The organism is Sulfitobacter sp. BSw21498, from assembly GCF_006064855.1.
Taxonomy (GTDB): Bacteria; Pseudomonadota; Alphaproteobacteria; order Rhodobacterales; family Rhodobacteraceae; genus Sulfitobacter.
Genome location: NZ_CP040753.1, coordinates 2902501 through 2917571, shown reverse-complemented (window position 1 = coordinate 2917571; position 15071 = coordinate 2902501). Strand labels below are relative to the sequence as shown.

Below are 15071 nucleotides of genomic sequence, written 5' to 3'. Positions count from 1 at the left end.
TGGCTTCGCTCCAAGCGGCCCGGTGCAGGGTCTGCGGCCCATTCGGGCGTTACGACGACAAGGACATGATTTGGATACCCTATTTCAAGAGCTTGAAAACACGCTGGGCCGGGCCTGCGAAGACGCCCAGTATTGGGACGCGGCTCTCAACATTGTTGTGGAAATTCTGGGAGGTAGGGGGGCCCTTATTCCCGCCACAGACCCGTTCTTTCGCGGCACGTGGATGGCAGGCACCAAGAAGATGAAAGAGGCTTTGCCCAGCTACATCAGTGAAGGCTGGGCGAGCAACGATCCGCGCGAGGCGGTGATTAGTCTGATGATGGAGCGCGGGTATGCCTGCGATCATGACGTGTTTGCGGACCATGCGGCGCGCGACATGATCCCCATCTATCGCGACTACCTCTATCCGCTGAATTTCGGGGTTCATTACTCCATACGTATTCTGACGCCCAACGGCTATTGGGCAATGACTGTGCATTTCGACAATGACCATCCGCCGATCAGCGCCGAAGACGTAGTTTTGATCGAGCGGATTCAGGCGATGTTTTCCAGGGCTACCGCACAGGCAGATGAAACCGCTCACAAACGCATCGCCGCCTTCGCACAGTTTTTCAAAGGCACGGAGTCCGAGGTCTTTGTGCTCGACGTTGATGGCAAGCAATGTTTCAGCATCAACAGCAGCGGCAAAATTCGGACCCGCGCGCGGTTGGGGGATGTGATCCCCAACGAAATGAGCGCGGCGCTTGGGGCCGAGATCAGAGAGCTTTGTTCCAGTGATCCCAGCCTGTCGATGAGCCGCGCCTATCAATTCAATATCGCAGCCAAGAGCAGAAGCGTGTTGATTATCCAGATCCCACCAAATTTGCGGCACTTCTTCATGCACTCCAAAGTCTGCGCGATCCGGACCGAATGCAGTGACACCACCGCGCTCAAGCAAAGCTGCCTGCGCGAGAACTACGGGTTGTCTGCGGCGGAGGTCGCTACGGTAGACCTTTTGGTCGGGGGCAAGACGCCCAACATGATCGCAGAGTTATTAAGCGTAAAAGCCACCACCGTACGCCAGAGGCTCAAGCAGATTTTCGAGAAGATGCAGGTGAACAGTCAGGTGGAACTGATCGCGTTGCACAACCGCCTTTAGAAGGCTGTCTAATAAAACTGGCATTTTCGACCCCGAGAGGACCAGCCAAGAAAGCGACGAGAGCAACGCCAATTTTGCTTTCATCGTCGGTTGGACAACTGGTCTGCGGTGAACAATAGGTGCATCGTTTTTGACGTGTTCCCAGACTTAAACAAATCTGCGCAGCGGTCCTGTCCTCAGTGACTTACTTAACCGCAAATCCCTTTTAAGCTTCCGTGAGTTTGATAGCTTTATCCGCTATTCCGAAATTCATTCTTCAAAATGCTGCGCCATGAACGAATGGCCAGTTTGGTTGAACTGCACCGCGGCATTCTCTGGTTCCATCAACGTCGCCTCTTGGCCGCCCCTTGCATAAAATGTGATGCTGCAACTGCGAATAGTTTCAAGCTCGACACTTTCCATAAGGGCTCCTTGCTGCCATTCGCCGCGCTTGCACACTACATCAGTGTCGAGATGGGAGGGACAGTCTGCTAGGCGGACCTTCATGCCGTTCGCTGCAGGCGCTCTGTTTTCGCTGCGGTTGCGAAGACCTTTAGGATAAAAGGCGGCAAGCCGACTTTCTGTGCACTTGCGATGTATGTTCCATCACTCGGAGAAGCAGGCCTTAACGTCGCTAGGCTTGGCTGTTTGAAGTGGTCCTGCTTTTTAAGACAGGTTTGCGGCTCAGCTAAGATGTAATCTGGTTGGTTTCATGCGGCCTTCTGCGTCCGTTCTGTTGTGAAGAATGCGTCGTCGGGTGATCGTTTGTCGAGAGCGGTGTGAGGCCGCTCGATGTTGTAGAAGCTGATCCAATCTTTGATAACGCGTTTGGCTTGGAACCCGTCCTGCAATTCATGCAAGTATACGGCCTCCTGTTTGAGGGATCGCCACAGCCGTTCGATGAAAATGTTGTCGAGATAACGGCCACGCCCATCCATCGATATTTTGATGTCAGCGTCAGTCAAAGTGGTGATCCAGGCTGAACCTGTGAACTGCGATCCTTGATCGGTATTCATTATTTCGGGTTTACCATATCCGGCGATGGCTTCTTTCAAGGCTTCGACACAGAACCCGGTATCCAACGTGTTCGATAGCCGCCACGCCAGCACCTTGCGCGTCGCCCAGTCCATGATCGCCACCAGATATAAGAAGCCACGTCGCACGGGGATGTAGGTAATGTCACTGCACCAAACATGATTGGGTCGCGTGATCGGCAGGTTTCTCAGCAGGTAGGGATAAATGCGATGCTGAGGATGCCTCTTGCTGGTGTTCGGGCCTCTGTAGATGGCCTGTAGCCCCATGATAGCCATCAAGCGGCGCACACGATGCCGACCTGCATAGAACCCGTTTCTGGGCAAATAAGCTGCGATCTGGCGGCTGCCAAAAAACGGGTATTTGGTGAACACCCGATCAATCTCGTTCATCAATTCCAGCGTCTCAGCATTCACACCGACTGGCGTATAATAAAGCGACGACCGGCTAATCTTCAGCAACTTGCACTGCTTGGTCAGGCTCAGGTCTGTGCGGTCAGCGTTGATCAGCGCCTTGCGTTCGGTCGGGCTCATCGCTTTAGCCCTTGTGACAAAAAATCGTTTTCGACCGCCAGCTTTCCGATCTTGGCGTGAAGCTCTTTGACCTCAGCTTCGTTAACTTCGGCCCGCCGGACCTTATCGGAAAATACCCCGGTCAGCCCATCAATGGCCTGTCGCTTCCACGTCGTCACCTGCGTTGGATGAACCTTGTGCTTCGCTGCAATCTCTTGCGCGGTCTTGTCACCACGTAGCGCCTCGAGTGCCACAGTAGCTTTGAACTTGTCTGAAAAACTGCGTCTCTTCGTCATTTGTGTATCCTGTCTTCAAGGTTGGATACATCTTAGCACGCTGTCCAGTTTTGCCGGACCACTTCAGTTCTTGCCTTTTGGCAGGCGCAAATCAGCAGCGAAACCGCGAGGGCTATTTTTCGAGGGCACATAGATTTCAAGACGACATCCGGATTGGGCACACAGATCCTGAACAATCGACAACCCAAGCCCGTAGCCGTCTGACAGCGCGCCACGCCGGATAAATCGCTGCTTAATTCGGTCAAGGTCTGTGGATGATAGAGGGTCGCAATCGTTGAAGACAACAACATGGCCCGGTTGGCTGGCGTCTATAATTGTCTGCGAAGGGCCGCAGGCATGCTTCAGGGCATTGTCGAATATATTGTTCAGGATGATACCAAGCGCATCCGGATCAACGCGGGTTAAACAGCGCCCTTCTGGGAAGTTCAGCTGTACCTTGTCTGGCTGGGCGCTTCGGCTGCGCATTTCCGTCATCAGGAGTTTGATAACAGGGTTAACGTCTGTCGCTACCGCAGTTAGGCCCAGCCCTGATTGCGCCCGCGACAATTGCAAAAGGCGTTCGATAAGGCGCTCAAGCCGCTTCAAACCGGTTTCAATCTCGACAATGTTTTCGATTTGATCGGGCGCACTGAGCTTTGCCCGAAGTCGTTGCGCCTGTGCCTGACAAATGGCAACCGGGGTGCGCAATTCGTGGGCGGCGTTTGTGGCAAAGGCACGTTCTGCAGTCATCGCGCGGTCAAGTCGGGCCATCAGTCCGTCGAGCGTGTCGATCGCTGGGGTGATCTCGGAAAATACATTCTCTCGATCAATCGGGGACAGGTTGTGCTCGTTCTTTTCAGCGATGGTGCGGCTGAGCTCGGCGATCATCGCGACCGACCGTCGGACCGCCCAGAAGGAAGAGAGACCGAAAAGCATTCCCAGCATGATAAAACCTGCAACGACGCCAATCACCACATCGGTTATCGCTTCGTTGCGTTCGATCATCGGCTCGGCCACCACGACGCTGCCCGTCTCGGGCTGATCTGAACGGAGCACGATAAGGCGATGCCCGTCCGAGGTGCTCAGACCCGGTATCAGTGGCGCGGGAAGCGGGAAACGACCAACGGTCTTTGACTGCGCATAGACCTCCCCCTTCTCGTCAAGAGCCCACATCACCGAGCGCTCATCCGGCTTACGCAGTTGGTTTTCGAAATCCAGCAGACTGCCCACGTCAAAACCGGTTGAGCCTTGGGTGGTTTCGATAAATTCCAACAATAGGTGTGCCTTGCCCACCAGGCTGGCATCAAGGAGCTCGTCATATTCTTCTTTGAAAATATGGTGGACGATCAAAACGCCGATCACCATCACGGCCAGTCCGGGCAAAAGCAACGAACCAAGCAGCGACTGAACCATGCTTTTACGGCGGCGTGTCATGAGGTCAAAGCGTATCCCATGCCACGGTGTGTGACGATAAGGGCTTTTCCCAACTTACTGCGCAGACGGCTGATGTGTGCTTCTAGCGCATTGCTTTCAACTTCTTCGCCATAGGCATAGATGGCCGCCTCAAGGCTTTCTTTCGGCACGATCTGAGCCTTGCGGCGCAGAAGTGTCTCGAACACGCCCCACTCTTTAGCAGTCAGCCGCACGGGCTGCCCTTCGCGCATGACCGTGTGATCGGACAGATTGACCACCAAATCGCGCAGGTGAATGGTTTGTGCAATCTGGTTGGCGCTGCGCCGACATACGGTGTGAATGCGCGCCTTGACCTCGTCCAAATCAAAGGGCTTGATCACATAGTCATCGGCCCCCCGGTTCAATCCATCAATCCGGTCCGACACCTTGTCGCGGGCGGTCAGAATGAGGATCGGCGTGCGCAGCGCCCTCGCCCGCAGTTTGCTCAGAAATTCTAGCCCGTCACCATCAGGCAAGTGTAGGTCCAAAAGCACCACGTCATACTCCAGCGTATGCAGCGCGGCATCTGCCTCGTCCAGCGTACAGAACCATTCAACAATGTGTCGATCCGCTTCCAGGTGCTCCTTGAGCGGCCGCGCCAGAGCTTTTTCGTCCTCGATCAGCAATATACGCATTGTGCTTCTGTCCAACTCCCTGACGCGCGCTGGCCGGTTCGGCCCCCGCTGACATCATCACGCATTTCTGTGTAATGCATTCTATTTTTGTCGGTCTTTTCATCCAACTTCTTTCACCTCATACCGTAAAAGCGCAAGATCACCGCGCCCAGAAAAACGCCGTTGGCGAAAAGCAGACACATCGTCGCAAGGGATCCCAGATCCTTCGCGTCACGGGCAAAGACCTCCCATTGTGGTGCCAAGTGGTCGACGATGCATTCGATCGCCGTGTTCAGCGCCTCGACCGCAATGAGGCCCGAAAAGAGGATCAACAGGACAAGAAAATCTGCGACACCCGCATCCATACCGTAGAGGAGCAACCCACAAATCGGCAGAGCCACGATGATGTGCCTGAACGCAGTTTCCGTCCAAAGCCGTCGGACACCCCCGATCGAGTAGCCGGCAGCGGCAAACAGATGGGCAACCCCGGTCACCCGTTCAGGTTTCTCGCGTGGGTTTGTTAGGTCAGGCTTCATAACTTAGCTACCTCAACGTTTGTTTTGCAGGGGGTAAAGATATCCAGATCTGGATTGCGCTCTGCTGTGTGGATATCGAGCAATCCCAGCAACGAGTGGAACAGGTTGTCATGCGACAGCGCCTTGTCCCTCTGGTCGGCCACACAGCTTTCATCAATGCTAAAGCGGGATTGGAATGCGTCAGACATCCACAGGATCATCGGCACATGGGTCTGTGTTTCGGGTGCCATGAAATAGGGTGCCCCGTGCAAATAGAGCCCACTTTCGCCAAGCGATTCACCGTGGTCGGACACATAAATCAGCGACGTGGCCAGTCCGTCATTTGCGGCCAGCATGTTAATGGTTTGGGCCAGAATATGATCCGTATAGGCGATTGTGTTATCGTAAGCGTTGGTAATCTCCTGCGGCGTGCATTTCTTGAATTCTGCGGTGCGGCAGGCGGGTGTGAAGCGTTCAAATTCTGCCGGGTAACGCTGATAGTAGGTCGGCCCGTGACTGCCGATCTGGTGCAGCACCAATACCGTGTCCTTATTGACCGATGCTATGTATTCCTTTAGGGGTTCGAGAAATATGCCATCGATACATTCCCCCGTTGCACAGAATTCCGGGTTCTTGAGATTGGTCAATCTGCGTGTGTCAAACCGCGCGGCAATCGCTTTGTCGCCCGTATTATTGTCCCACCATTCGACATTCAGCCCCGCATGTCCCAACACATCCAGCACGTTCTCGGTCGAGGTACCCTTTTCAAAAGAGTAGCTGTCTTGGCTGAACTTGGAGAACATGCAAGGCAGCGACACAGCTGTGGCCGTGCCACATGAATGCGTGTTGCTGAAATTGATGACGGGCAGCTTGGACAGTTCCGGGTTTGTGTCGACATCATATCCGTTCAGGCTGAAATTCTGGGCCCGCGCGGTTTCCCCCGCGACGACAATCGTCAGCATAGGCTTTTGCGGCGCGTCATAGGCAGCGCCGGCTTTTGCGTCCATACCTGTGCTGGTCAGGACCAGGTTGGCAGAACGCGATATCATCTTGGCGTAACGGATCGCGCCCACCAGCGGCGCGCCGGGCTGGTAGCTGCTCATGAAATCCTTCCGTTCGCGTAGGATCGACGCATAGGATTTCAAATCCACCATCAGCAACCCTGTCGCCAAAGCAAGACTGACAACAAATGTCACTATCGGCGTCACCGCAGCCCAGACCCGTCGCTGAGGTCGAATGCGTACCCACATCACAATGAGCGAGGGGAAAACACCGAAGGCAAGAATATGGGTCACATAGCCAAGCGTTATCAAATGCCTGGATTCAGCTACGGTGGTCACCATGACATTCTGGATCATGTCGCGATCAACGATGATGCCCAACGTATCGACATAATACGATGTCATGGCGGCCAATATGAGCATTGAAATTAGAAACGGTTTTACTGTCCACCGAAATGCAAACAGGCTGAAGGCCGCCAACGTCAGGCAGAACACGGCTGCCATATAGCCCATGAGTGAAAGTAGGTGGCCCGAGAAGACGTCGCTGGCGATGTACCAGAACGTACTATTGTCGACACCAAACATGAAAGCGATGGAAAAGACGGTCAGTAGGGCTGGTGAGATGCTTATTTGCGCACGCAGAAGGGATGTTCGGTATAAAAGGGCTTGGACAAAGGGCATGGCAGAGCTTTCGCAAGATTAATTACGTGCTCATGACCAGTCAAAGCTTACGACAAGCTTACGAATGGCGTTTTACTGTATCCGCTGGTGTCACAAGCACAGCCCTATTCGCGCGTGATAGGCTGGATGACATGGGCATTTGAAAAGTGAAAACGGTCTCATCATCGTCCGAAGTTACTGTTAGCGTCCCGCCGTGTCCCTTCGCGACTGAAACGGTTTCTTGTGCGTTCGAATGGCATGAATATCGTCGGAAGCAGTTCTTCGGGAATGCGGTCCCCGCTGTTAGCAACAGTCAGAATGAAGTCATTATCTACAAGCCGCGCTGCGGCCTTGATAGGTTTTCCTGAAGTGCCGTGGGTGACTGCGTTTCCCAGCAGGTTCGAAAACAACTGTGACATGCACGCGACGTCGCAAGACACAGGGTATGGCAACTCGACGGTCATCTCAATCGGCTGATCTGGCGTCACGGTCCGAAGCTCGGCGCAGATCTGATGTAAAGCTGGGCCCAAATCTTCGGATAGGTGCCGCTCGATAACGATTCCGCCACCACTGCGTTTGCGGGCCTGATCCAGAAGGTTCTCGACTAAGAGCCCCATACGATTAACCGAAGCGCGCATCAAACCTACGAGCTCAACCGTCTCGGCATCAATATTTCGCCGCTCTATCAACCTACAGCCAGACGACAGTGCATTTATCGGATTGCGCAAATCATGCGCCAAGATAGCTATGAACTGCTCTTGGACGTGAGCCAGACCGCGCTCGTGCGACGAGGCATCTTTGCTCGCCAAAAGTTTCTCATCAGCATCCCGGATTTCTCATATCATCTTGGCAAACAGTCGAAACATAGCCAAAACCTGTTCATCCTTAACGCGGAAAGGGTTGGGGTCGATGGCGCAATGTGTGCCGAAGAATGACCCGTTCGCGCGTCGGATCGGCACGGAGATATAGCTACGGAAACCATAACGGGCGGGGCAGTGATGCGCGGCGTAGGTGGGATCGTTGTTCACGTCATCGATCACAATCTCCTGATCGAATTGCCTGACCTCGTGACACAGTGTGGTTTCCACCACGAGCTCATCGCCTGCCGTTAGACCGAACGATATATTGTCGAGAGCGCTGCATGTGATCCAGCGCGCTTCGATTACGCGCGCTACAGCTGCAAAGCCCATACCGATCGCGGGCACTATCGTTTCAAGTAGTGTTGGAATGACCGCGCTGCGACCGATCGCGTCAATATCTTGCAGGAAATCGTGAGCGTTGGATGGGGCATTCATGGCTTAGCATCTCACTATGTCAGAACTCCTAGGCGCTCTTGAGAAAGCTAATTGCAATATTCGCCAGTGTCAGCGGTCAAAAATTTGGTTTGGGAAGGGGGCGTATTGCGTCATGTCCACTTACGGGACGCTCCAATATTAACTTGTCCGAGCGCCGATAGGCTCTTCGCACACCAAGAAGCTGCGGCAAAGTCGGCCCATTATTTGATGCCGTCCAGTGATCGAAGGTCAGCCTTAGCAAAGCGGGGTTTGGACCACCGTGAAGGTAACCGGTTGAACTAAAAGCAAAAACATAACTTCTAAATCAGATGTTATTGAGAGGCCGGGTCAACGACGGACAGATGATCAGCGTTCCATATTGCCGGACAAACTTCGGCCTCGGCATGACCGTTACGCACTCTCCGGCACGCACCCACTGGAATATCAGTCGCAATCAGAATGCGATCTGTCATCATCGCGGCCGTCTGCGGTGCAAGAGTGACGTGAATACCATCAAGCGCGACACCGACATCGCACGGCAGAAAGACGCTGGCACCACCCACGCCTGTATCCGTCAGGGGCTGTCCAAATGGCACACCAACTGCGCCAAGAACGCAAACAACAGTCTGAAGCTCAATCGCCCGTGCACGAGCGCAACTAAAGACCCTGTTATAGCCTGTGATCATATCCGTTTTGGCCGGAATAATGATCAGATCAAGATCGAGCTGCCCAAGCCGTGACCAGAGGTGGGTGAATTCACTATCCAGACAAATGATCATTGCGATGCGCAGACCATTCCACTCAATCACGTTAATCGTTTCACCATGAACGGTAACGCCGCCTGCTCCCTGCGCTTCAAGTGGCGTTAGGCTTAGCTTATCCTGCGCGTGGCGCGCGCCTTCGGGCGTCAGTAACCATGCACGGTTTAGATATGTTGGCGTGCCTTCCTGAAGCCCTGCAGCAAAAGGTATCGTTCCAGCGAGGATCGAAATACCGTATCGCGCCGACATATCAGCAATGGCATCCAATGCGATTTCGCCACATTCATACAACCACCCCATCGTGCTTTCGGTTGGTAGATCCACAGGTGCAAAGCTTAACCATTGCGCACATGCAAATTCTGGAAGAACAAGCATGTGGCCGCCGCGTGCAGCGGTCTGTGCGACGCGCGCCTCAAGCTCAGCAAGCCATGCCGCAAGGTCAGGGACAACGGGTTCAAGATTTGACGCCCAGAGGTCGATCGAAACGTGTTCCATGTGCATCCCTGCTGAATTATGTTTAGTCCAGTGTGAAGTAGCGCAGAAGCCGCCCTCTACAACACGTTTCCCGTTAAAAAGCTAAATGCATGAATATCGGTACGGCTGATGTGCAGAGAGCTGTCCTATTTCTCCATATAGCGATAATTCTTTTGACCTGCCCCCCGAAACTTCCCTCAGTTTAATGTAGAGTTTGCTCAACCTTCGAAGGAGCAAACAGATGCGACAGAGCCGTTTTACTGAAGCCCAAATTATCGGAATGATCAAAGAACAGGAAGCTGGCATGCCGACGGCAGAGGTGTGCCGCAGGCATGGCTTGAGTCCCGCGTCGTTCTACAAGTTCAAAGCCAAATATGGTGGCATGAACGTTTCTGATACTCATCGCCTTAGATCGCTGGAGGATGAGAACGCCAAGCTGAAGCGCCTTCTGGCGGACACGATGTTGGACAATGTTGTGTTGAAGGATTTGCTGGGAAAGAACTGACGACACCGAATGTGCGACGGGCCGCAGCACGCAAGGCAATGCGAGACCATGATATCTCGCAGCGCCGGGCGTGCAGGCTTGTCGGTGTCGATCCCAAGACCGTCCGGCGCGATCAGTCACCGGATACTCCAGAAGTGCGCGAAGAGATGACAGCGATTGCCAGCAAGCGACGGCGCTTTGGCTACCGCCGGATCGGTGTGCTGCTGGAACGCAAGGGAAGGATCATGAACCACAAGAAACTGTATCGCCTTTATACTGAAGAAAAGCTGGGCGTTAGACGGCGCAGGGGCCGCAAGCGTGCGCGTGGCTCGCGGACACCAATGCCGGTTGCTTTGCGTCCTGGCGAGCGTTGGTCCTTAGATTTTGTGTCGGATACGTTCGGCGCGTCACGCAAGTTCCGCATGCTGGCTGTAAACGACGATTGTTGCCGCGAGAACCTCTGCTTGGTGGCTGACACCAGCATCTCGGGCGCTCGTGTCGCGCGGGAACTTGACGCGCTTGTCCGTATTTATGGAAAGCCTGCCTGCATTGTCAGTGATAACGGCACGGAGTTTACCAGTCGTGCGATCCTAAAATGGGCCGGTGATAACGACGTTGATTGGCATTACATCGACCCCGGCAAACCCCAGCAGAATGGCTTCATAGAAAGCTTCAATGGCAGCCTGCGCGACGAGCTGTTGAATGAGGAAATCTTCGATACGTTGGATGACGCCCGTCGCAAGCTGGCACTCTGGCGATACGACTACAACAACGTCAGGCCGCACTCATCGCTTGGGAACCAAACACCGGCAGAAGCTCGTCGAGCGCTTGAGCAATTTGAGGGCTCCGCGCAAGACGCGCTTGCCCAAACTGACGACGAAGAATATGAAACCCAGACCCGCAAACTCTCGTTATGAATGAGGGAGCCTCGGGGGGCAGGTCAGTCCGGATTCAGTCTAGAAGTTGCGGTATGGCATTCGCAGCTTTGCACCATGCTTGCCGGTCATCGGCCTGAAAACAGGATGGAACTTCGATCTGTCGCGATTCCAGATCCGTCATTTAGCGTCCGTTTTAAATTTTGTCCCCACGAGAGGGGGGCGTTCATAGTAGAGGTTCTTTGGACATCGTTTCATAAAAAAGCTTGAGGCGGATCTGGCTACTCAGGCTCAGGATCCTATTGAGATCACACCGGACTTAGCAGCACTCCACCGTGCGGCGATTGACGACATCTCCGACATCCTTAACGACCCGGATGTTGTGCATCGCGCGTCTGAAGTCCTCGGCGCGCTTATCGACAGCATTACAATCCGTCACGATGCGGAGCGTGGCCATACGGCGCTGCTGGAGGGTAAGCCGTCGGGATTGTTGAGCTTTGCGTACAGCAAAAAAGCCGCGACCTGATTGGGTGCGGCTTGTGTGTTAAGTTTGGTTGCGGGAGTAGGATTTGAACCTACGACCTTCAGGTTATGAGCCTGACGAGCTACCGGGCTGCTCCATCCCGCGCCGGGTGCCAATGAGTATGTATTGGCTTATTAATTGTCATCGCAGAGAGATACGTTATTTAGAGGTTTTGCTAGGTTTGGCGGTGACCTACTCTCCCACGTCTTAAGACGCAGTACCATTGGCGCAGTAGCACTTAACTGCCGAGTTCGGGATGGGATCGGGTGTTTTGCTTACGCTATGACCACCAAACCGAGTAAAACCTCTAAATGTCCAAGTCAGTACAACTGATTGTATGTGTATGCTTTTGTCTCAGTAGATTAGTCTTTCTTCTACTGGATCAAATCAAGCCTATCGAGCAATTAGTACCAGTCAACTGAACGTATTACTACGCTTACATCTCTGGCCTATCGACGAGGTGGTCTACCTCGGCTCTCAGGGATACCTTGTTTTGAGGGGGGCTTCCCGCTTAGATGCCTTCAGCGGTTATCCTGTCCGATCATAGCTACCCAGCACTGCTATTGGCATAACAACTGGTCCACCAGTGGATCGTTCACCCCGGTCCTCTCGTACTAGGGGCAACTCCTCTCAAGTATCCTACACCCACGGAAGATAGGGACCGAACTGTCTCACGACGTTCTAAACCCAGCTCACGTACCTCTTTAAACGGCGAACAGCCGTACCCTTGGGACCTGCTCCAGCCCCAGGATGAGATGAGCCGACATCGAGGTGCCAAACACTGCCGTCGATATGGACTCTTGGGCAGTATCAGCCTGTTATCCCCGGCGTACCTTTTATCCGTTGAGCGATGGCCCTCCCACTTGGGACCACCGGATCACTATGGCCGTCTTTCGACTCTGCTCGACTTGTCAGTCTCGCAGTCAGGCTGGCTTCTGCCATTGCACTCAACGAGCGATTTCCGACCGCTCTGAGCCAACCTTCGCGCGCCTCCGTTACGATTTAGGAGGCGACCGCCCCAGTCAAACTACCCACCACACAGGGTCCCGGATCCGGATAACGGACCGCGGTTAGACATCAAGCAGAACAAGGGTGGTATCTCAAGGGAGGCTCCACGCAAACTGGCGTTCACGCTTCAAAGCCCACCACCTATCCTGCACATGTTCGGCCTAATGCCAGTGTGAAGTTGTAGTAAAGGTGCACGGGGTCTTTCCGTCTAACCGCGGGTAACCGGCATCTTGACCGGTAATTCAATTTCGCTGAGTCTATGTTGGAGACAGCGGGGAAGTCGTTACGCCATTCGTGCAGGTCGGAACTTACCCGACAAGGAATTTCGCTACCTTAGGACCGTTATAGTTACGGCCGCCGTTTACCTGGGCTTCAATTCAGAGCTCTCACCCCTCCTTTTAACCTTCAGGCACCGGGCAGGCGTCAGACCCTATACGTCGTCTTACGACTTCGCAGAGCCCTGTGTTTTTAATAAACAGTCGCCACCCCCTGGTTTGTGCCCCCAGCCCGTACTTGCGTACAGACCGGGCCTCCTTCTCGCGAACTTACGGAGGTATTTTGCCGAGTTCCTTCAACATAGTTCTCTCAAGCGCCTTGGTATTCTCTACCTATCCACCTGTGTCGGTTTAGGGTACGATCTAACGATGGAGCTATTTCCAGGAACCTCTAAGCAGCCCATTCAATCCGATAAGGATGAACTACCTTCGAGATCCGTCACTTCCATCTGGCCCAGGAATATTAACCTGGTTCCCATCGACTACGCCTTTCGGCCTCGCCTTAGGGGTCGGCTTACCCTGCTCAGATTAGCTTTAAGCAGGAACCCTTGGATTTTCGGCGAGAGTGTCTCTCACACTCTTTGTCGCTACTCATGTCATCATTCTCACTAGTGATCTCTCCACGGGATCCCTCACAGGCCCGCTTCACAGAAAGCTCCTTGTGTCCAATTCCACCCGAAGGAGGATAAGGACACATGGAACTATGTCACACTACGCTCTGCTACCATGCAATAAATGCATCCTAAGCTTCGGCTCATGGCTTGAGCCCCGTTACATCTTCGCCGCAAGACAACTTATTTAGACCAGTGAGCTGTTACGCTATCTTTAAAGGATGGCTGCTTCTAAGCCAACCTCCTGGTTGTTTTGGTCGTCTCACCTGCTTTCCCACTTAGCCATGAATTAGGGGCCTTAGCTGTAGGTCAGGGTTGTTTCCCTCTTCACAACGGACGTTAGCATCCGCTGTGTGTCTGCCATCTAGTACTCCTCGGTATTCGGAGTTTGGTTAGGATCAGTAAGCCTGTGGGGCCCCATTACCCATCCAGTGCTCTACCCCCGAGGGTATTCGGATGACGCTCTACCTAAATAGATTTCGCAGAGAACCAGCTATCTCCGAGTTTGATTGGCCTTTCACCCCTAGGCACAGCTCATCCCGATCCTTTTCAACGGATGTGGGTTCGGTCCTCCAATAAGTGTTACCTTATCTTCAACCTGGCCATGCCTAGATCACTCGGTTTCGGGTCTGATCCCACAAACTCAACGCCCTATTAAGACTCGCTTTCGCTGCGCCTACACCTAACGGCTTAAGCTTGCTTGTGAGACCAAGTCGATGACCCATTATACAAAAGGTACGCTGTCAGGACGTAAAGTCCCTCCAACTGATTGTAGGCGTTCGGTTTCAGGTACTGTTTCACTCCCCTCGTCGGGGTGCTTTTCACCTTTCCCTCACGGTACTGGTTCACTATCGGTCAGTAAGGAGTACTTAGCCTTCGAAGGTGGTCCTCCGATCTTCAGACAGAATTTCACGTGTTCCGCCCTACTTAATACGTCCTCTCATGCTTCTTATACGGGACTATCACCCACTTTGGTTGCGCATTCCAACGCATTCTAACCACAATTGAGGCTCGGCTGGTCCCCGTTCGCTCGCCGCTACTAGGGGAGTATCAATTGATTTCCTTTCCTCCGGGTACTTAGATGTTTCAGTTCCCCGGGTTTGCTTTTATAAACCTATGTATTCAGTCTATAAATACCTGGTTTACCAAGTTATTAGCTGCTCGTTGCCGAGCAATAATAACAAAGTATCAGGTGGGTTGCCCCATTCAGAAATCCATGGATCAAAGCTTATTCTCAGCTCCCCATGGCTTATCGCAGAGTATCACGTCTTTCATCGCCTCTTACTGCCAAGGCATTCACCAAACGCCCTTTTCGCGCTTGATTTGATCCAGAAAAAGAAAGACTGATTTAATGTCCTACCCCCTATTCGGCTACTTGAGGACTATTTACACCCTCAAAGGCCGGTAGATTGCAGGACGTCAGTCCAACGTGGAAGACAGAAGCTGGTAAGAAACTGTCTTTCCTTATTCCAGATCAAAAGCATACTTTTTTACCCGCCCAATCACTATAGATTGGACAGCGAGCAGTGCATCTAGCCTACCTTCCGTGCAGGAAGTAGGCGTCACTACTCTGGTTAGTGTACTTGACTTGGACAACACGTCTCTTTC

At 53.3% G+C, this 15071-nt stretch carries 11 protein-coding genes, 1 tRNA gene and 2 rRNA genes; 2 read left to right on the top strand and 12 right to left on the bottom strand.

From position 1 onward, the window contains the following. Nucleotides 1-70: 70 nt before the first annotated feature. A complete protein-coding gene (locus tag E5180_RS14060) occupies nucleotides 71-1138 on the top strand; it encodes a helix-turn-helix transcriptional regulator (protein ID WP_138924928.1) in 1068 nt (355 codons plus the stop codon). Nucleotides 1139-1387: 249 nt separating this feature from the next. Here the strand turns inward: E5180_RS14060 and E5180_RS15760 are convergent, their stop codons facing one another. The 9 genes from E5180_RS15760 to E5180_RS14025 all read right to left on the bottom strand — a co-directional run bounded on the left by E5180_RS15760 (nucleotide 1388) and on the right by E5180_RS14025 (nucleotide 9708). Continuing rightward, nucleotides 1388-1540: a hypothetical protein gene (locus tag E5180_RS15760; protein WP_171048955.1), complete on the bottom strand. Its 153-nt coding sequence runs from the start codon at nucleotides 1538-1540 to the stop codon at nucleotides 1388-1390. Nucleotides 1541-1827: 287 nt separating this feature from the next. Further along, nucleotides 1828-2957 (bottom strand): IS3 family transposase gene (locus tag E5180_RS14055; RefSeq protein ID WP_441351430.1). Its coding sequence is split into 2 segments (ribosomal slippage): nucleotides 1828-2708 and nucleotides 2708-2957, totalling 1131 coding nucleotides; the frame shifts between segments, so codons are not numbered across the junction. 63 nt (nucleotides 2958-3020) lie between these two features. Beyond that, nucleotides 3021-4349, bottom strand: a complete 1329-nt coding sequence (locus E5180_RS14050; protein ID WP_254700491.1) for a sensor histidine kinase — start codon at nucleotides 4347-4349, stop codon at nucleotides 3021-3023. Between the two features lie 17 nt (nucleotides 4350-4366). Next, nucleotides 4367-5023: a response regulator transcription factor gene (locus E5180_RS14045; RefSeq protein WP_138924926.1), complete on the bottom strand. Its 657-nt coding sequence runs from the start codon at nucleotides 5021-5023 to the stop codon at nucleotides 4367-4369. Between the two features lie 113 nt (nucleotides 5024-5136). After that, nucleotides 5137-5538, bottom strand: coding sequence for a diacylglycerol kinase (locus tag E5180_RS14040; RefSeq protein WP_138924925.1), 402 nt, complete (start codon nucleotides 5536-5538; stop codon nucleotides 5137-5139). Continuing rightward, nucleotides 5535-7199, bottom strand: coding sequence for a phosphoethanolamine--lipid A transferase (locus E5180_RS14035; protein ID WP_138924924.1), 1665 nt, complete (start codon nucleotides 7197-7199; stop codon nucleotides 5535-5537). Before E5180_RS14035 ends, E5180_RS14040 begins: the two co-directional genes overlap by 4 nt. Nucleotides 7200-7360: 161 nt before the next feature. Continuing rightward, nucleotides 7361-7987: a sensor histidine kinase gene (locus E5180_RS15980; protein WP_254700489.1), complete on the bottom strand. Its 627-nt coding sequence runs from the start codon at nucleotides 7985-7987 to the stop codon at nucleotides 7361-7363. A 27-nt stretch (nucleotides 7988-8014) separates the two neighbouring features. Beyond that, a complete protein-coding gene (locus tag E5180_RS15975) occupies nucleotides 8015-8473 on the bottom strand; it encodes a GAF domain-containing protein (protein ID WP_254700488.1) in 459 nt (152 codons plus the stop codon). Between the two features lie 311 nt (nucleotides 8474-8784). Continuing rightward, entirely contained in the window at nucleotides 8785-9708 is a 924-nt protein-coding gene (locus E5180_RS14025) for a nitrilase-related carbon-nitrogen hydrolase (RefSeq protein WP_171048954.1), read from the bottom strand. A 220-nt stretch (nucleotides 9709-9928) separates the two neighbouring features. Here E5180_RS14025 and E5180_RS14020 point away from each other — a divergent pair. Further along, nucleotides 9929-11088 (top strand): IS3 family transposase gene (locus tag E5180_RS14020; RefSeq protein WP_138924922.1). Its coding sequence is split into 2 segments (ribosomal slippage): nucleotides 9929-10178 and nucleotides 10178-11088, totalling 1161 coding nucleotides; the frame shifts between segments, so codons are not numbered across the junction. Nucleotides 11089-11597: 509 nt separating this feature from the next. Here E5180_RS14020 and E5180_RS14015 read toward each other — a convergent pair. From E5180_RS14015 to E5180_RS14005, 3 genes are all read right to left on the bottom strand, one after another. Continuing rightward, a tRNA-Met gene (locus tag E5180_RS14015) sits at nucleotides 11598-11674 on the bottom strand. Nucleotides 11675-11748: 74 nt separating this feature from the next. Beyond that, nucleotides 11749-11863, bottom strand: a 5S ribosomal RNA gene (rrf, locus tag E5180_RS14010). A gap of 89 nt (nucleotides 11864-11952) precedes the next feature. Next, nucleotides 11953-14787, bottom strand: a 23S ribosomal RNA gene (locus tag E5180_RS14005). Between the last annotated feature and the right edge of the window lie 284 nt (nucleotides 14788-15071).